Raw genomic sequence first — 18,266 nt, 5'->3', positions numbered from 1 at the left:
GCCACGACTCAGTACCCGAATTTCTTGACGACCATAGAGCATTGGAACCACCTGATCCCATCCCGAACTCAGCAGTGAAACGATGCATCGCCGATGGTAGTGTGGGGTTTCCCCATGTGAGAGTAGGTCATCGTCAAGATTGAATTCCGAAACCCCTGTCTGCTAACGCAGACAGGGGTTTTGTCGTTTAAGGCTGCAGATGGCTAATTAGCGGCTGTACGCCTACCGCCTGTCGGCCTCTTGCTCAAAAAGAGGAAGATTCACGCAAATTTCTAAGATTTATCGATTTCTGGCCGAAAGCCTGACGAGCCATGCGTGCACCGAAATAGAGCGGTCGAAGAATCCGCCTATCACGTTACATGGAATGTTCCACTCGGCACGCTCACCCCCTTTGGCAAAAGAAGTCCATGAAATGAATCTCAAGTTCAGTCATAAAATTCTGTTGGCGGCGTCAGGCATCGTGGTTCTAGCCTTTGCGCTATTCACGTTCTATAACGATTACTTGCAGCGCAACACGATCAAACAAAACCTGGCGTCCTCTATCCAGCAATCCGGCGAGCTTACCGCCAGCAGTGTGCAGAACTGGCTCAGTGGCCGCATCTTGGTTCTCGAAAACCTGGCACAAAACGTTGCCCATCAAGGGAGCGGCGCCGACCTTCCCGGCTTGGTCGATCAGCCGGCGTTCACTTCCAACTTTCAGTTCACCTATGTTGGCCAAATCAACGGTGTGTTCACTCAGCGCCCCGATGCGAAGATGCCCGAAGGCTATGACCCACGGCAGCGCCCTTGGTATAAGCAAGCCGTAGCAGCTGACAAAACTATGCTTACCCCGCCTTATATGGCGGCTGTGGGCGGCCAGATCGTGACGATCGCCATGCCGGTGAAGAAGAACGGAGAGTTGTTGGGCGTTGTGGGGGGAGACTTGAGCCTGCAAACCTTGGTTAAAATCATCAATTCGGTAGATTTTGGCGGTATTGGCCATGCATTCTTGGTCAGTGGTGACGGCCAAGTCATCGTTAGCCCTGACGAAGACCAGGTGATGAAAAACCTCAAAGACATCTATCCCGGCACCCAAGTGCGCATCGAGAAGGTTAACCAGGAGGTTGTCCTCAATGGACAAGACCGTATCCTCTCGTTTACGCCAATCAGCGGTTTGCCGGGTGCTGACTGGTACATCGGTCTGTCTATCGATAAAGACAAGGCCTATGCCGCACTGGGTAAATTTCGCACTTCTGCATTGATAGCGATGCTCATTGCTGTGGTGGCGATTGCCGTACTGTTGAGTGTGTTGATTCAGGTGTTGTTGCGTCCGCTGACCACCATGGGCGTCGCCATGCAGGACATCGCTCAAGGCGAAGGTGATTTGACCCGACGCCTCGACGTTACGAGCAAAGACGAGTTCGGCGAAGTCGGTAGCGCATTCAATCAGTTCGTTGAGCGCATCCACGCCTCGATTTCCGAAGTGTCCTCGGCAACACGCCAAGTGCATGACTTGTCCCAGCGCGTGATGGCCTCGTCCAACGCGTCGATCATCGGTTCCGACGAACAAAGTGCACGTACCAACAGCGTGGCTGCAGCGATCAATGAGTTGGGTGCCGCCACTCAGGAAATCGCGCGTAATGCCGCTGATGCCTCGCAGCACGCCAGCGGTGCCAGTGAACAAGCTGACGATGGACGCAAAGTGGTCGAGCAAACCATCCAGGCGATGTCGGAACTGTCGCAGAAAATCAGCCTGTCCTGCACCCAGATCGAGACCCTTAACGCCAGTACCGACAACATCGGCCACATTCTCGATGTGATCAAGGGCATTTCCCAGCAGACCAACTTGCTCGCGCTTAACGCAGCAATTGAAGCTGCCCGTGCCGGCGAAGCTGGGCGTGGGTTTGCCGTGGTAGCTGACGAGGTGCGGAACCTGGCTCACCGTACCCAGGAATCGGCAGAAGAGATCCATAAAATGATCACTTCCCTGCAAGTGGGTTCGCGCGAAGCGGTGACCACCATGAACGCCAGCCAAGTCTCCAGCGAAGAAAGTGTGGAAGTGGCTAACCAGGCCGGCGAGCGTCTGGTCAGCGTGACACAGCGAATCGTTGAGATCGACGGCATGAACCAATCGGTCGCTGCTGCTACCGAAGAGCAAACGGCGGTGGTTGAAACCCTCAATGTCGACATCAACCAGATCAACCTGCTGAACCAGCAAGGCGTGGCCAATCTCAACGAGACGCTCAAGGACTGCGACGCGCTGTCCCAGCAGGCCAGTCGATTGAAGCAATTGGTCGATAGCTTCAAAATCTGATCCTGGCTGCATCGGAGCGGGGCCCCCGCTCCGACTGCCCAGCCGGCTGTCATAAAGGCCCCAGAGCATCTTAAAGAAAGCCGATGGCCCTTAGGTGGTCACAGCCCTTGCGTAACAGCGCGGGGCTCTTTGGCGGATACTGTGTGCCCATTTGCTCCAGCCCCCACTGGGCATTGCTGTAATGGATCCTCGAAGTGTCCCCGATGTCTTCACCCAGCCCATCAAGGTAGAAGCCCAATACGCCGAACAACGCATTGTCATGGCGTACTGTTCGCAATGCCCGTTGCCAGTGTTGGAGGCTCGTCCGTTCGAAGGTGTGTCCGGCCTGGCTGAACGCATCAAGGTACTGGTCCCAGCTCAAGGGTTGTGGATTGTGCAGGTTAAAAACGTTTCGCCCAGGGACAAAGCGCGGGCTGAGAAACGCTATGAGGCGCGCCAGGAAGTCGACCGGCATCAAGTCGAAATTCCCTTCCATTCGAGGGACCATGCCCAACTGCAGCGACCCCTTGAGCATCAACATCAATCGGTTTTTATGGGGTTGGCAGACACCGCTCTGACTGTTGAAGCTGATATTCCCCGGCCGATGAATATTCACCCAGGCGCCTTGCTCGACGGCACGCCCCAACAATCGCTCGGCCACCCACTTGGAGAGGTTGTAGCCATTTTTTACAAAGAGCGGCAACGCGCGGCTTGCGGGTGCTTCGAGAACATACCGGTCGGCATCAATGCTGCTGCAGGCCGACAGCGTTGAAATGAAATTGAAAACTTTCTTACAGTGGGTCTCGCAAAGGCGCAGGCATTCAAACACCGGTTCGACGTTGTCCTCGGCGAGTGCTGTGTAGTCCATCACATGGTTGACCTGTGCCGCATTGTGCACAAGTACACCATGATGGCGAGCAAGGCGGTCGTACACCTCATCGGCCAGTCCAAGGCGTGGTTGGCGCAGGTCGGCGGCGTACACCCGCACCCGGCTGCAGTCCAGCTGTTCCAGGCGGTATTCGCGCAATGCCTGAGTGAATCGATCCGCCGCCGACTGGCCGGGGAGCGCCCGGACCAGGCACGCGACTTCTTGTGCTCCACCCGCCAGCAATGCCTGGACGATATGCACGCCGACGAAGCTGTTGGCCCCCGTGACAATCACCTTTCGTGGATCGCCAGCGCGGGCCTCGGGTAGCACCTCAAGCTCCAAGGCTCGGGACGCATCTTTTTCCATCTGGCTGAAGGATGTGTCCGGCGGCGCTGCGCCCACCATGTGTAAGGCCAAAGTACGAATCGTCGGCGCTTCAAAAAACTGGCTCAAGGAAACGCTGCGGCCAAACTGCTCGCGCAGGCGCAGTAACAAGGTGGACAGCAGAATCGAGTGACCACCCAGGTTGAAAAAACTATCGTCGATCGACACTTCGCCGGCAGGCAACCCTAACAACTCTCCCCACAGGTCCACCAACTGTGCCTGGACTGGCGTGTGCGCGCTGCAATGAGTCATCCCTTGGGCGCAGGCACTCGGCGGCACCCGCAACGCCTTGCGATCGATCTTGCCGTTGCATGAAGAGGGCAGGCTTGGCAGCTCGCTCCAGGCAACGGGTTGCATATGCTCAGGCAGCCACTGCCGGGCATGCTCCTTCAGGCTGGCCAGCGTGGCGCCGGGTTCGGGCTGGGCAGCAAAGCCAGTGATTCTGTACGCCTGATCAATCACCACTGCCACTTGGCGAAATAACCGACTGCTGCGCAGGCACTGCTCAATTTCCTGAGGCTCAACTCGAAAGCCGCGGATCTTGACCTGATCATCTCTTCGACCGCCCAGCTCAATACCGTCCGGCGTCCATTTCGCCAGGTCGCCGCTGCGGTAAGCGTGCAGCCATTGGCCATTGGGCAACTTCAGCTTGACGAACGGTGAGTCGGCCTGCGGTGTGCCGTTCATGTATCCCTGGCTTATTCCCGGGCCTGCGATGTACAGATCGCCCATCACATGCTCGTCGACCGGTTGCAGGCGGTCGTCGAGGATCAACACCTGACTGTTGGCAATGGGCAAACCGATGTTGCAATTGCTGTCACCGGGCCGAAACGTTCGATGGGTTGCCAGTACCGTGGTTTCGGTGGGGCCATAGAGGTTGTGCAGCTTGCACTGGCTTGCCAGTCGCTCGATCACGTAGGGCTCGCAGAAATCGCCGCCAGTGAGCAGGTGGGAGAGGCCCAGTGGCTGATCCAGCGGCAAAATGCTGAGCAGCGCCGGTGGCAAAAAAGCATGGGTGATACGTTCCAGGCGAATCAACTCGACCAACTGCTGAGGATCGTGACGTTGGTCTCTGCTGGGCACAATCAATTCTGCGCCCGCCATCAAGGCGGGGAAGATATCGATCAACGACGAGTCAAAGCTCAGTGGTGAAAATTGCAGGACGCGACTCTTATGGTCCAGCGCCACACAGGTGCTGAGCCAGGCCGTAAAATGCGCCAGATTATGCTGGCTGAGCAGCACACCCTTGGGTTGCCCCGTGGTGCCAGAGGTGAAAAGTGCCATGCACGGCGCGTCGGTGTGGGGACGATGGCGCATCAGCGGTTGAGTGGGGGCGATGAGGTGTGAGGTGAGCGTACTCACATCAAGTGAAACGAAATGATCCCGCAGCGGATGCAGGCCATCCTCCAGTAATACATGGGCACCTGCGCTTATCAGCATGCTGTGCTGACGTTTTACCGGATGATCCGGAGATAGCGGCACATACACCGCGCCGCAGCCCAGCACGGCCAAAATGCTTGCGTAGAGCTCGGTGGATTTCTCAAGGCATACACCCACCACCGGTGGTGTTTCAATGCCTTCCAACAGCGGCAGCAGGTGTTGCTGAATGGTCGCGGCTTTTTCCTGAAGTTGGCGATAGCTCACCATGCGATCCGCGAACTTCAGCGCTGTACGATTGGCGAAGGCGTTAAGGCTGGCCTGCAATCGTTCGATCATGGGCACCTGTGCCGCTCTCAGCAGCGCCGGGTCTGCCGTACGATTGAATCGATGCATGAACGCCAGTGCCTCCAGCCCCCGCAAGCCCTGTTCGGGCGAGGTGTCTGGGCAGGCTGTTGTACAGAAATAGCCTGGGTCTCTTGAGAACCCGCTGACCAATGAGGCTGCCCACTCCACCAAGGCGTGCACGGCACGACGACGCAGTCGCTGGCCGTTGCCGCTGGGCTCCTCAGCGAGGTCGTGCACGGCCAACAGGCGCCGCTCACGGTCGTAGCAACGAAACTGAAGTGTGGGTAGCCCATTTTCGGAGACTGGGCCGATGCCCAGACGCAGGCTCATCCAGGGAGCGTCGGTGGATAATGCTGACGCCGGCACGCTACCGTCCTCAATCACCAGGTCGACCGCCCCCGCCCCCGCGACATGCCCGTATTGTTCCAGCACGTGCTTGAGCGCCTCCAGCGCTTGACCGGCAACACCCCATTCAATCGTCAGGCGCCTCATGCCGACCTCCCCAGCTCGGGCAGGCAGCTGTCCAGGGCTCGCGCCACGCTAGGGGTGTGCAACACGCCGCTGTGGTGCAGGAAGCTCATGATGTTGCCCACCAACGGGTGCTGGCGGGTGATGGGGAAGTCCAACGCGACGATTTCATCATGCAGCGCCAAACGAATATCGGCACTGATATCCAGATGTTCGATCAGTTGCAGGTCGAAAGCTTTCTGTATGTCGTTGGTCAGATAACGGGCCAGGAAAGTCGGTAGCACACCTGCAATGCTGTCGCGGTCTTGGGCGCTTGCCGACTGCCAATAGATGCGCACCAGTTGTGTCCAGAACTGTGCGTGGCGCCCTTCATCAAACAGGTGGTCGGCCATCAAGCCGCGCACGGACGGCTTGACACTGTCGTCCTTGGAAAACGCTGCCACGTCATGGGTGACAGTGTTTTCGGCGATGGCCACGACGATCAACTCAACGGCGTCGCTCAGGTGTTCCGGTGCCTGCGCCTGCGCTGCCGGCAAGGCGCGGCTCAGTTCGATCTGCCCGGGTAGGTCGAGCGGCTCGATACCGGTCAACTCCACGGCTTGCTGCAGGAAGTCCATTGCCACCAGGGCGTGGTAATCCTCATCCACCACGACGGTCATCGCGTCGTAGCGGCAGGCGGGGGGGAGGGGCAGCGAGAAGCGATTCTTGGCAATGCTGCGGGCAGTCTTATCGACGATCTCGGTTTCGAAAACCACGATGTCATGGATGAATCGATAAAAACTTTGCGCCAGCACAAAGTCGCGCCATTGCGGGCAGTACTCGAGAAAGGTTGCACTCAGTACCAGCGGTTGGCGGCAGACGGGATAGATCAGTTTGCCGTCGTTTTCCAACACACGGCGCGGGCGTGTGCGGATGGTTGCGCGACGCTCCCAGTCTTCGGCGAAGGAGCGGTAGTCGGTGGTGCTCATGGATGTACCTCTTGCATCGAGGTCTGTACGTCATTCCAGAAGGTAATGCGGCTTTCCAGGGCGCTGAGGGCAGCGCTATCGGCTTGTTGCCGGCGCGTCGAGTCTGCGCCGATCAAACGCTGGAGCACCTGTTCTGCCGCCGGCCCATGCTCCTGGCTATCCAACTCGATATGACGGTTGAGGTAGTGACACAAGGTGGGTGCCTGGCGAGCAATGACGGGACTGCTGCACAGAAGGCGCTCGAACATTGATGCAATGACGCCCTCGCGACCATGCAGAAAGGCCGCCGCTACGCAGTGGGTGTCAGCGCTGAGTGCGATCTGCCATGTACTGTCGACAAAGCGCGGCACACCGAGAGGCGCACCGATCATTTGCAGCGCTGCGCTTACCTCCACGCCCTGATGTTGCAGGTCTACGAAACGTGCAATGACACGAGTGTCGGCACCCACCTCCGTCATGGCGTCCATATACAGCTCAAAGTGGCTGCAATGGCCCCGCGTCGGGTGTACGTCCGACTCTTCACCCAGCACGATTCCATTGATCAGGCGTGCGGCCTGCGGATTGGTGGGAGGAAGCCAGGGTATTTGGGTGCAAGTAAGATCCTGCTGAAGGCGCTTGGTCAGGGTCATGAAGTCCCAAACCGCAAATACATGGCTTTCCATAAAGTGCTGTAGTTTGCTAAGTGAAGTTATTTCGACAAATAACGGGTGGCTGCACAGTTGCAGTTTTTTTTGTTCAAGAAAATGATGGTGCATGGTTGACGCCTATAAAAATGTTGCGACTGCTCTAGTTGCAGTGATGGGATTTTGTAGTTGTTAGATGGAAGTTGACGTTTAGGTGCGCCCACGCAAGGAGCACTGGCTCAATAGGCGGGCACTGATTGAGAGGTTTATCTGATTGGCGGGTGATAATAAACTGTTTAAACGTTTGGATAGACTTGTAAATGTATGAGATGTTTTTTCGGAATAAAGCTTCCTGGAGAAATAGTTATTTTAAATGTGAGAGATTTCTTTATATGCCGTCGACGTAATTAAGATTTACCAGTTTGTTTATAGCGTTATCAGCGCGGGACTCTTCCAGATAAAGGAAAAGGTACCCCGCGGTGCAACGGCTCAAAGAGAGGGACGAACGCCTTACGTCGTGCCTTCTTTGTCTTCCGTTTCGAGGCTGTTGAGGTATGTATTGATTACCTCCATGCCTCGCATCAAGTGATTACGCAGTGTCAGGATGCTTTCGTCGATTTTCTTCTGCACCACCAGGTTGAGCAGTTCGCGGTGGTCTTCTTGTGACGTCTCGCCCAGCCCCATTGCCTCAAGGTTGAAGCGCAGAAACCGCTCCTCTTCATTCAGCCCATGCTCCACCAGTTTGAGCAGGCGATGGTTAGGCGCCTTCCCATATAAGACCATGTGAAACAGCCGGTTGAGGCGGCCGATCTCGCTGTAGTCTTTCTCGCACTCCAGCGCATTGATACAGGCCTCTGCCTCGGCGATGTCCGACTCAGTGAGCAATGGGATCGACAAGCGCAAGGCCTCGGACTCCAGCAACATGCGCAGGGCATAGGTCTCAGCCGAATTGTCCTCGATCAAGGGTGCAACCACAGCGCCCTTGTGGGTCACCACATGCAGCAGGGATTGTGCTTCCAATTGACGCAAAGCTTCGCGCACGGGCATGCGGCTGACGCCGAACAGGCTGGCGAGCTCTTGCTGGCGCATTGCGGTGCCACAGGGTAATCGCCCATCAAGGATGGCGTTGCGCAGTGTTTCTTCAATAACGGCACGGGCAAGATGGGCGGGTATAGGCCCGCTGACCTTGATACTGCTTAAAGGGTTCGGCTTCGGCGTCACGGTTACGCTACCCTCCTTTCTCGAATAATAAGGTGTGTTTATTGGATCCAATGCACACTAGAGATGACCCAAGCACTTGTCAAACAACCAAAGTTTCCGTTTGTAAGGGCCTACAGCGGTATTTTATGGGTCTCACAGAAGGCGGTTATAAACTCGCTCTACCGATGAATGATCTCACTGTGCCATTGTTTTTTGTGAGACGAAGCTTCACCATCCCTGCAAATTCCGTCTCTCTTCATGGACTGAACGCCTTGGCGGTAAGTTTTATTCCCTCTCGCGTTTTTCGCTGGCTGTTATCGGCGATTTTATTGGCCGGCCTGATGCTTGGCGGGCTGCATGCCGATTGGGATTTCTCGCAGATCAGCCGCAAGGCCACCGCCTTATACGGGCCGCTGGGCGAAGGCCAGCAGCGTATTGACGCCTGGCAGCGGCTGTTGGCCACCGAAAAGCAGGTCAGCGAGCAAGAACAGCTCAAGGTCGTTAACTTGTTTTTCAACAAACAAATGACCTACGTGGAAGACATCGATCTCTGGCAAGCGGTCGATTATTGGGAGACACCCATCGAAGCCCTCTGGAAGGGCGCCGGTGACTGCGAAGACTACGCCATCGCCAAGTATTTCAGTTTGCGTCACCTGGGCGTGTCCAGCGACAAATTGCGCATTACCTACGTCAAGGCCTTGCGTCAGAATCGCGCCCACATGGTGCTGACCTACTATTCGACCCCCGACGCGATCCCGCTGGTGCTCGACAGCCTGATGGACGAAATCCTGCCGGCTACCCGCCGTACCGATTTGATCCCGGTGTATTCATTCAACGCCGAGGGGCTGTACCTGCCCGGCGCCAAGGGCAACAAGAAGGTCGGCGATACCAAACGCTTGTCGCGCTGGCAGGATGTGTTGAGAAAAATGCGTGCGGAAGGCTTTCCAGCCGAGCCTGCCAACTAGGAGTAACTGATCGGATGTCTCTGTTCAAACAGCTATTGATCGCAATCTGTCTGTTCCTGGTGGTCGCCTTCAGCGGCAGCTTCATGGTCAGCCTGGAAAGTTCGCGCACGCAATACGTCAACCAGTTGCGCTCTCACGCGCAGGATGCCGCGACGGCGCTGGCGCTGTCGCTCACCCCCAATATCGATGACCCGGCCATGGTGGAGTTGCTGGTCAGCTCGATCTTTGACAGCGGTTACTACGCGAGCATTCGTGTGGTGGACCTGGCCACGGACAAAACCATTGTTGAGCGCAGCGGTATACCCGACAACAACGGCGTGCCCAACTGGTTTGTAAAATTGATCGGCCTGGAGCCGGCCGGTGGTGATGCGCTGGTGAGCCGCGGTTGGGAGCAGGCCGCGCGTGTCGAGGTGGTCAGCCATCCGATGTTCGCCCTGGCCAAACTCTGGCAGAGCGCCCTGGGCAGCCTGGGCTGGTTGCTGCTGTGCGGTGCGGTCAGCGTGGTGCTTGGCGGGTTGTTGCTGCGCCGGCAATTGAAGCCGTTGGACTATATGGTCAAACAGTCCCACGCGATCGCCCGTCGAGAATTCCTCAGCCTGCCAGACCTGCCACGCACGCCGGAGTTGCGCCGAGTGGTGCAGGCGATGAACCAAATGGTCGAAAAGCTCAAGGCGCTGTTTCAGGAGCAGGCCGAGCGCAGCGAAAAGCTGCGCACCGAATCCTATCAGGACAACCTTACCGGTCTTGCCAACCGCCGTTATTTCGAGATGCAGCTCAACGCCCGCGTCAGCAATCCCGAGGAAACCAACTCCGGCTACCTGCTGGTGTTGCGCGTCAATGACCTGGCCGGCCTGAACCAGCGCCTGGGGGGCCAGCGTACCGACCAGTTGCTGCAAGCGGTCGGCGAGCAACTGCTGCGCCAGTGCGAGCCGTACCCGGAAACCCATAATCTGGTGACCCGTATTCGTGGCGGCGAATTCGCCGTGCTGGCGCCTGGGCTGACGCGTGAAGAAGCGCTGCAATTGGCGCAGAACCTTGAAAGCACGTTGCTCAGCCTACAAGCCACCGGCGCCAGCGATGTCTCACCCGTGGCCTATATCGGCCTGGCATCGTTCAACCATGGCGATGCGCCGCAGGCGCTGCTGACCCTAGCCGACCAAGCCCTAGCGCAAGCCGAAGGGCAGGGTGACAGCACTTGGGCGTGCCTCGACCACAGTGCCGCCGCCAGCATCGGTGACGATCACCATGCCTGGCACACGCTGTTGGATCAGGCGCTGACCCAACAGCGTTTCGAGTTGTACTTCCAGCCGGTGGTCGCCAGCCAGGACCCGCAGTTGGTCTTGCACTACAAAGTGCTGTCGCGCTTGCAGGATTTTGATGGCCATACCATACCCGCCGGGCGTTTTCTGCCGTGGCTCGAGCGTTTCGGCTGGTCGGCCCGCCTGGACCGCTTGATGCTGGAGCAGGTGCTCAAACAGATGACCGGCCACAGCCATAACCTGGCGCTGAACCTCTCCGCCGCGACCTTGCAGGATGCTCAGGCACTGCAGCGTATTTATGACCTGCTGCGCCAGCACAGCAACCTGGGCTCTCGCCTCACCCTGGAGATTGGTGAGGAGCAACTGCCGGAGCAGCACGTGCTGGAACAGATGACCCAGCGCCTGCGCGAGCTGGGTTTCTCTCTGAGCCTTCAGCGTTTCGGTGGGCGATTCAGCATGATCGGCAACCTGGCACGCCTGGGGCTTGCGTACTTGAAAATCGACGGCAGCTACATCCGCGCTATCGATCAGGAAAGCGACAAGCGCCTGTTTATCGAAGCCATCCAGCGCGCGGCCCACAGCATCGACCTGCCGTTGATTGCCGAGCGCGTGGAGACCGAGGGTGAGCTGAAAGTGATTCGCGAGATGGGGATTTTTGGGGTGCAGGGGCAGTTATTCGGCGAGCCGGCGCCCTGGAAATAACAAGGACCGATGTGGGAGGGGGCTTGTCCTAATGCCAGTCAGTTAAGCGCTAGAGCAGGCAACCGTCGGCCTGTGGCGAGGGAGCTTGCTCCCGCTGGGCCGCGAAGCGACCCCAGAAAATGGGACTGCTGCGCAGTCCAGCGGGAGCAAGCTCCCTCGCCACAGGCCGACGGTTGCCTGCTCTAGCGCTTAACTGACTGGCATTAGGGCAAGCCCGCTCCCACAGTTGATGGGTGGGGTACATGCGATTAGTCAGAATTCCTGGTGCGCGGGCAATACCGGTTTCTTGGCCTGGAAGGCATAGCCTTGCTGGCCGTCGAGCACCTTGTTGGCGCGCTGGATATCGATGTCTTTTTCCCAGCGGGCAATGGCCACGGTGGCGACGCAGTTGCCGATCAGGTTAGTCAAGGCACGGCCGATTCCCATGAACCAATCCACCGCCAGTACCAGCACCAGGCCGACCACCGGAATTGCCGGGATGGCCGTGAGCGTTGCCGCCAGAATCACCAGCGCCGAACCCGGAATGCCGTGGGCACCCTTGGACGTGATCAACGATACCAGCAGGATGGTCAACAGGTCAGTCATCGACAGTGGCGTGCCGGTCGCATTGGCGATAAATACGATGGCCAGGGTCAGGTAGATCGAGAAACCATCGAGGTTGAACGAGTATCCGGTCGGAATCACCAGGCCGACGGTGGAGCTGCCGATGCCCAAATGTTCCAGCTTGCGCATGATCTGCGGCAGCACCGCGTCGGAGGACGCCGTGCCCATCACGATCAGCAGTTCTTCACGCAGGTACTTGAGCAGCGGCAGCATGCGCAGGCCGGAAAGGCGCATCACCAGCCCCAGAATCAGGCCGACGAAGGCAAAGCAGGTCAGGTAGAACAGGCCCACCAGGCTGCCCAGGTGTTGCAGGGAGTCCAGGCCGTAGGTGCTGGTGGTGAACGCGATCGCGCCGAACACGCCAATCGGCGCCAGGCGCACGATCATGCCCATGATGCGAAAGATCACATGGCTCAGTTCGTTGATCAGCCGCGAGATGCCCGAAGCCGCTTCACCCACCAGGTTCAGCGCGCTGCCGAACAGTACGGAGAACAACAGCACCTGCAGCACGTTGTTGTCGGCAAAGGCGCCGATCACCGAGTTGGGGATCAGCTCCATCAGGAACTGGCTGGTGCCCTTGATGTGCTGGCCCTTGTCGGCGAGTTCATTCAGACCGGCGGAGGACAGTTGCTCCAGGTGGATGTTGGCGCCGCTGCCGATACCGGTGCTGAAGGCCATGATCAGGCCGAGCACCAGGGCGACGGTGGTCAGCACTTCAAAGTAGATCACTGACTTCAGGCCAATACGCCCGACTTTCTTCAAGTCGCCGGCGCCGGAAATGCCGCTGACCACTACGCAGAACACAATCAGGCCGATCAGCATTTTGATCAGCTTGATAAAGCCATCACCCAGGGGTTTGAGTTGCGAGGAGAATTCGGGAAGGGCCAGGCCGCAAATGACGCCTAGCATCAGGCCAATCACGACTTGCAGGAAAATCGAACGCGAGCACCATCTGAGCATGGGAAGGATCTCTATTCGGTGCCCTGGTGGGTCCAGGGCTTAATTGTTGTGGTCTTACCGGTAAGTCCAGTGCGGGGCCAGTCTACGCTCGGTTTTTTTCAAACTACAAGCAAATGTTTCATGGCTGACGAGCCCCGGTCTGACCAGTGGGGCGGCAAGTGCGGTGCTTGAGCGGTTGACGGCGCGTAAATTTTTTTGCGTATCATCCGCGCTCGATAAGCGAGGTGAAGGATGGATCAATCAGGGCTCATCACGGACGCAACCGGGGTCACTTACTGCGAGTGGCGCAACGCCGCGCCGCAATACCCGCATTACCACGACCATGAGTGGGGCGTGCCCGTGGCGGACGACATCCTGTTGTACGAGAAGATCTGCCTGGAAGGTTTTCAGGCGGGGATGGCGTGGATCACCATTTTGCGCAAGCGTGAGCAGTTTCGGCTGGCGTTCGACGGCTTTGATTTTCGCAAGGTGGCGCAGTATGGCGAGGCGGATATCGAACGCTTGATGAGCAACCCCGGCATCGTTCGTAACCGGGCGAAGATCGTTTCCACGGTAAACAATGCCCGCCGGGCCTGTGAGCTGGTGAGTGAAACCGGCTCGCTGGCGCGCTGGGTGTGGTCGTTCGAGCCTGGCCCGCAGGAGCGCCCGGCTGTGGTGGACATGGCCTATTGGAAGGCCAACCCGACGTCAGCGGCGTCGGTGCGATTATCCAAGGCGCTGAAGAAACGTGGCTGGACCTTCGTCGGCCCGACCACGATGTATGCGCTGATGCAGGCGATGGGCATGGTCAATGATCATCTGCAGGGTTGCGTCTGCCGTGGGCGCATCGAAGCGTTGCGCCGTCAATTCGAACGCCCCTGAGCCACTGAGCGGACACTTGCCGGTCAGGCCGCCACGCGCTCAGAAGTATTTGAGCCAAGTGATGTCCCTGCGCCGCGCCTTCAGCCCGGCAAACCATCGCACCGGCACGTATAGCGCCAGTGGCAGCGACAAAGCGGCCAGCCACACTGCGCCGATGCTGTCGAAGCCGAAGTAATTGCCGTGATTGAGCCCAAACAAGGCGGCACAGGCGACATACAGTATTTTGAGCACATACAGGTGTAACAGATAAAAGAACATCGGCGCCGCGCCAAACACGGCCAGCGTGCTGATCCAGCGCTTGTGCCCGGCGCGTTCGAATGTCAGCAGCAGCAACAGGCCGATACCCAGCGTGAGCGTCAGGAACAACAGCGAAGGTGGGTATTTGGTGACGTTGAAGAAGCTCATCATCGTCTGCACGCTGCTGTCATAGGCCAGCCAGGGCTTTTCGCCATACCCGTTGGCCGCCCGCAACAGCACAAACCCCAGCAACGCGACGACGCTCGCCAGCAGCAGATAACGCTGGCGCACGGCCGGCAGCGCGGCATTCGCAAACCACGGCCCGAGGCCGTAGCCCAGGGCAATCACGCCGATCCACGGCAGTACCGGGTACGTCACGCGCAGGCGCAGGGTGTCCGACACCTCGATCCAACTGCGTTCATGCAGGATCGACCATGCAACCTGCGATGCCGAACCCGCTGTGAAATGCACACCGTCAAGCAGGTTATGCCCGGCAATGATCGCCACCGCCAAGCTGATCAGCAGCGGGCGGGGCAGCCACACCAGCGCCGCGAGGGCGATCATGCTCACCCCGATCGCCCAGATGACCTGCAGGTAAATCACGCTGGGCGGCAACTGGAAGGTCCAGGCGAAGTTGACCAGCGTGAATTCCAATACCACCAGAAACAGCCCGCGTTTAAATAAAAATGCCGACACCGCGGGCCGTCCCTGGTATTTCTGACCATACAGCCAGGCCGACAAACCGGTGAGCAACACAAACACCGGCGCGCAAAGGTGGGCGAGGGTGCGGCTGAAAAACAGCGCCGGCTCGGTCGTGTCGATGCTCATTGGGTCGCCAACCTGGCGGTGCAGCAGAAACGTTTCGCGTACGTGGTCGAGCAACATGAACAGGATCACCAGGCCGCGCAGGGCGTCGATGGAAAGCAGGCGTGGGCGTAGCGCAACAGCGTCAGTCATGAGGGCGGTTCACAAGGCTGGGCGAAAAAGAGGCGTTATCCTATAACATTAATCAACACATTGCCGCGTCGCACAGGCGAGCTTATCGGAGGTACGGATGACACGCGTGAACCCACCCTCGGCCGAGGCCGTGATCGAATTCTGGAAACAGGCGGGCCCAAAGCGCTGGTTTGCCAAGAACGATAAGTTCGACGCGACCTTCCGCGAGACCTTCTACGCCACCCATCTGCAAGCGGCGCGGCGTGAGCTGGACGATTGGCTGGCCTCGGCCCACGGCGCGCTGGCCTTGCTGATCCTGCTGGACCAGTACCCGCGCAACGCCTTTCGCGGCACCGCGCATATGTTCGCCACCGACCCACTGGCACGCCTGTATGCGCGGCGGATGGTCGATGCAGGCCTGGACGCATTGATCGAACCCGACCTGCGGGCGTTTTGTTATTTGCCGTTTGAACACTCCGAAGACCCCCGCGACCAGCAACGCTCCATCACGCTTAATCAGCATCTGGACGCCAGCACCTACCACTGGGCCAAGGAACATGCGCGGATTATTGAGCGGTTTGGGCGCTTTCCCCATCGCAACGCGGTGTTGGGGCGTGAGACCACCGATGAAGAGCAGGACTTCCTCAATGCCGGAGGCTTCGCGGGTTAGCCTTGCCGAGCCGCCACTGGCGCTATTCCCACCAGGAATGCCCCCATAAAAACGGCGCATTGTCTTTATCGCCCGGGATCTCGTAGCGTTAAGCCTCATTTCAAGGAGATCGCCCATGAGCCACCGCCCGCTGCGCCTCTACGTTGATTCGCTGTTCACCAGCCCCTATGCCATGTCGGTGTTCGTCGCCTTGCGAGAGAAGGGCCTGGCGTTCGAGACCGTGCCGTTGGACCTGGACGCCGGTCGGCATCAGGCTGCGGATTACGCGCGACTGTCGCTGACCCGGCGGGTGCCTGCGCTGGAGGAAGGCGAGTTTTCCCTGTCGGAGTCTTCGGCGATTACTGAATACCTGGACGAGGCCTATCCCGCCACCAGCGTTTACCCAGTCGACTTGCAGCAGCGGGCGCGGGCGCGGCAGGTGCAGGCGTGGTTGCGCAGCGATTTGCTGCCGATTCGCCAGGAGCGGTCAACCCTTGTGGTGTTCTGCGGGAAGAAGATGCCGCCACTGTCGGCGGTAGCCGATGCGGCAGCGGGCAGGTTGATCAGTGTGGCGCATGCTTTGCTGGGGGACGGCCGTGAATACCTGTTCGGCAGCTGGTCGATCGCCGACGTCGACCTGGCCGTGATGCTCAATCGTCTGATCCTTAACGGCGACGCCGTGCCTGCCGTGCTGGCGGCGTACGCCGGGCGTCAGTGGCAAAGGCCGTCAGTGCAGGCGTGGGTCAACCAGCCACGCCCTGGGGTGTAACGCTTTCGTCCATTTGCGCGACGCGTCGGTCCAGGTCTTCCCAATCCGCCATGCCCAGCACGCGCGTGGTGTTCAGGCCGCGCAGGTACCCGCGCAATTGCTGGGCGCTGGCGGCGTGCTCACGGGCATCGACTGCAACGTCCTGCAGCACGCGTTCATAATCGACCAGGTACTCGGCGACGCGCTCGCGGTACTCCGGCAGTACGGCTTCGCGGATGCGGTCGAAGGTTTTCTGGTGACGCTTCATGGCATGGTCCTTATTAGATTTTATGGGGCTCGGCTACCTGACACTATCGGTTCAAATGATAGTCACCATCAAGCATCACGAGTTCTGTTTTTATGGCAAAAGCGCAAAATCTGCTCATCGAAACGCTGCCCAAGGAACTGCGCGATGAGAACCATAATCCAGCTGGCTTTGATGACCCTGATGCTCGGCACTGCGGTGCTGGCCAACCCCGCCATTGCCGATGAGCTGCGTACAGGCCATTTGCTGCCACTCGTGGGTAGCGTAAACTCCCTGCAGCGCGCGCAGTCGGTGGGGGTGTTGTACAGCGAAAACACCCGCGACAACCTCAGCTACCTCGAGCGCTACCACGCCATGGCGTTGAACGGCGCGAAGGATGCCCTGGACGGGCGCATTCGCGAGGCGTTCGTCAACAGCTCCGATCCGGAACTGGCCATCGATTGGCTGATGAACTCGTTGCAAGGCACGTTTGTCTCGGTGACGGTCTATGGCAGCCTGGATGCTCTGGTGCAGGCGCATCCGGACGTAGTCGTGGTGCTCGATACCCATAACCAATTGCTCACCCAGCGTAACGACGTGGTCGAGGCGCGCTTTACCGCGCGGTTCTACGATGCCGACCTGCAATACATCGCCAAGGCCGAAGGCTCGGTGGATAAGCAGGTGCCATCGGTGTGGGTGCATGACAAGTCGGCACTCGAGATTGCCGCGCAGATCGAACAGCAGCGAGATGTACAACAAGATGCCTTGAAGCGGTTTGACGCCTCCCTAAAAGCCCTGGTCCGCGCCGGTTGATACGCGGATCGATGGGAACCTATTTTGTTATTTTCAGGAATGTTTATGCGCTCTTTTTTCGCCCCGGCCCTGGCCGTTGCTTCTCTGCTGCTGACCGGTTGTATCACTGCGCCGAATGCCCCCTCGCTGACCCTGCAAACCGCCAAGACCCCCGAAGGCTATGTGCAATGCGTATTGCCCAAGCTTGAAAAGCACGGCATTACCGCGACCGTGACGCAGAACTCGCGCCACGCCAAGGTGCTGTTGACCAGCAAGATCGCGGCCGATGACGTGCTGGAAGCCTACAAGTCCCAGGACGGCACCAAGGTCTTTTTGTACGAGCGCAAACCGCTGGCTTCGGCGCTCAAGCCGTCGCGGCTCGAGCAGGCCGCGCAGGACTGCAAATAACCTCGAGCCGGAATAAAGATCAACAGTGGAAGAGGGCTTGCCCTAATGCCGGTCAGTTAAGCGCTAAAGCAGAAAAACCTGCGACCTGTGGCGAGGGAGCTTGCTCCCGTTGGGGCGCGAAGCGGCCCCAAAATTGGGACTGCTACGCTGTCCAGCGGGAGCAAGCTCCCTCGCCACAGGGACCGGTTCTGTCTTAACTGACTGGCATTAGGGCTTGCCCCGAAGACCATAGGTATCTGAACAACGCTAAGGGCGGTGTTGAACCTGTGCTAAGCGCGGGTGCTGAACCTGTGCTAAGGGCGGTGTTGAACCTGTGCTAAGGGCGGCGTTGAACCTGTGCTAAGGGCGGTGTTGGACCTGTGCCAAGGGCGGTGCTGAACCTGTGCAAAAGGGC

General features: G+C 58.7%; 15 protein-coding genes and 1 rRNA gene. 9 read left to right on the top strand and 7 right to left on the bottom strand.

The window, feature by feature from the left end; genetic code table 11:
- Window positions 1–23: 23 nt before the first annotated feature.
- Together rrf and Q1V60_RS04475 are read left to right on the top strand one after the other, a co-directional pair.
- A 5S ribosomal RNA gene (rrf, locus tag Q1V60_RS04480) occupies window positions 24–139 on the top strand.
- Between the two features lie 273 nt (window positions 140–412).
- Entirely contained in the window at window positions 413–2,293 is a 1,881-nt protein-coding gene (locus tag Q1V60_RS04475) for a methyl-accepting chemotaxis protein (RefSeq protein WP_300627773.1), read from the top strand.
- Window positions 2,294–2,363: 70 nt separating this feature from the next.
- Here Q1V60_RS04475 and Q1V60_RS04470 read toward each other — a convergent pair whose 3' ends face one another.
- The 4 genes from Q1V60_RS04470 to Q1V60_RS04455 all read right to left on the bottom strand — a co-directional run bounded on the left by Q1V60_RS04470 (window position 2,364) and on the right by Q1V60_RS04455 (window position 8,529).
- A complete protein-coding gene (locus Q1V60_RS04470; RefSeq protein ID WP_300627771.1) occupies window positions 2,364–5,741 on the bottom strand; it encodes an amino acid adenylation domain-containing protein in 3,378 nt (1,125 codons plus the stop codon).
- A complete protein-coding gene (locus Q1V60_RS04465) occupies window positions 5,738–6,685 on the bottom strand; it encodes a diiron oxygenase (protein WP_300627769.1) in 948 nt (315 codons plus the stop codon). Before Q1V60_RS04465 ends, Q1V60_RS04470 begins: the two co-directional genes overlap by 4 nt.
- The gene (locus Q1V60_RS04460) at window positions 6,682–7,440 is read right to left on the bottom strand and encodes a DUF3050 domain-containing protein (RefSeq protein ID WP_300627767.1); all 759 of its coding nucleotides are present in this window, start codon (window positions 7,438–7,440) and stop codon (window positions 6,682–6,684) included. Before Q1V60_RS04460 ends, Q1V60_RS04465 begins: the two co-directional genes overlap by 4 nt.
- Before the next feature lie 378 nt (window positions 7,441–7,818).
- The gene (locus tag Q1V60_RS04455) at window positions 7,819–8,529 is read right to left on the bottom strand and encodes a GntR family transcriptional regulator (RefSeq protein WP_300627765.1); all 711 of its coding nucleotides are present in this window, start codon (window positions 8,527–8,529) and stop codon (window positions 7,819–7,821) included.
- Window positions 8,530–8,693: 164 nt separating this feature from the next.
- Between Q1V60_RS04455 and lapG the strand changes: the two genes are divergently transcribed.
- Window positions 8,694–9,473, top strand: coding sequence for a cysteine protease LapG (gene lapG / locus Q1V60_RS04450; RefSeq protein WP_363321053.1), 780 nt, complete (start codon window positions 8,694–8,696; stop codon window positions 9,471–9,473).
- A gap of 14 nt (window positions 9,474–9,487) precedes the next feature.
- Window positions 9,488–11,434, top strand: coding sequence for a cyclic di-GMP receptor LapD (gene lapD / locus Q1V60_RS04445; RefSeq protein WP_300627763.1), 1,947 nt, complete (start codon window positions 9,488–9,490; stop codon window positions 11,432–11,434).
- Between the two features lie 252 nt (window positions 11,435–11,686).
- On the opposite strand, the gene Q1V60_RS04440 is transcribed toward lapD, so the two are convergent.
- A complete protein-coding gene (locus Q1V60_RS04440) occupies window positions 11,687–12,997 on the bottom strand; it encodes a C4-dicarboxylate transporter DctA (protein WP_300627761.1) in 1,311 nt (436 codons plus the stop codon).
- 231 nt (window positions 12,998–13,228) lie between these two features.
- On the opposite strand from Q1V60_RS04440, the gene Q1V60_RS04435 reads away from it, so the two are divergent.
- Window positions 13,229–13,858: a DNA-3-methyladenine glycosylase I gene (locus Q1V60_RS04435; RefSeq protein WP_300627758.1), complete on the top strand. Its 630-nt coding sequence runs from the start codon at window positions 13,229–13,231 to the stop codon at window positions 13,856–13,858.
- A gap of 39 nt (window positions 13,859–13,897) precedes the next feature.
- Here the strand turns inward: Q1V60_RS04435 and Q1V60_RS04430 are convergent, their stop codons facing one another.
- Window positions 13,898–15,052: a DUF1624 domain-containing protein gene (locus Q1V60_RS04430; RefSeq protein ID WP_300627756.1), complete on the bottom strand. Its 1,155-nt coding sequence runs from the start codon at window positions 15,050–15,052 to the stop codon at window positions 13,898–13,900.
- A 97-nt stretch (window positions 15,053–15,149) separates the two neighbouring features.
- Here Q1V60_RS04430 and Q1V60_RS04425 point away from each other — a divergent pair, with 97 nt between their 5' ends.
- Together Q1V60_RS04425 and yfcF are read left to right on the top strand one after the other, a co-directional pair.
- Window positions 15,150–15,701, top strand: a complete 552-nt coding sequence (locus tag Q1V60_RS04425; RefSeq protein ID WP_300627754.1) for a DUF924 family protein — start codon at window positions 15,150–15,152, stop codon at window positions 15,699–15,701.
- Between the two features lie 115 nt (window positions 15,702–15,816).
- Entirely contained in the window at window positions 15,817–16,449 is a 633-nt protein-coding gene (yfcF, locus tag Q1V60_RS04420) for a glutathione transferase (protein WP_300627752.1), read from the top strand.
- Here the strand turns inward: yfcF and Q1V60_RS04415 are convergent.
- Complete coding sequence (locus tag Q1V60_RS04415; protein WP_300627750.1) at window positions 16,424–16,696, bottom strand: hypothetical protein; 273 nt, start codon at window positions 16,694–16,696, stop codon at window positions 16,424–16,426. The two genes, yfcF and Q1V60_RS04415, sit on opposite strands and share 26 nt — an antisense overlap.
- Before the next feature lie 144 nt (window positions 16,697–16,840).
- On the opposite strand from Q1V60_RS04415, the gene Q1V60_RS04410 reads away from it, so the two are divergent.
- On the top strand, window positions 16,841–17,485 hold the full coding sequence (locus Q1V60_RS04410; RefSeq protein WP_300627747.1) for an ATPase: 645 nt from the start codon (window positions 16,841–16,843) through the stop codon (window positions 17,483–17,485).
- A 45-nt stretch (window positions 17,486–17,530) separates the two neighbouring features.
- Window positions 17,531–17,872 carry a hypothetical protein gene (locus Q1V60_RS04405; RefSeq protein WP_300627745.1) on the top strand — a complete coding sequence of 114 codons (342 nt, stop codon included), beginning with the start codon at window positions 17,531–17,533 and terminating at the stop codon, window positions 17,870–17,872.
- The last annotated feature ends 394 nt before the right edge of the window (window positions 17,873–18,266 follow it).

Origin of the sequence: Pseudomonas sp., assembly GCF_030147005.1 — a bacterium.
GTDB lineage: Bacteria > Pseudomonadota > Gammaproteobacteria > Pseudomonadales > Pseudomonadaceae > Aquipseudomonas.
Note: the sequence above shows the minus strand (reverse complement) of the source record. Positions and strands in the feature narration are given on the sequence as shown.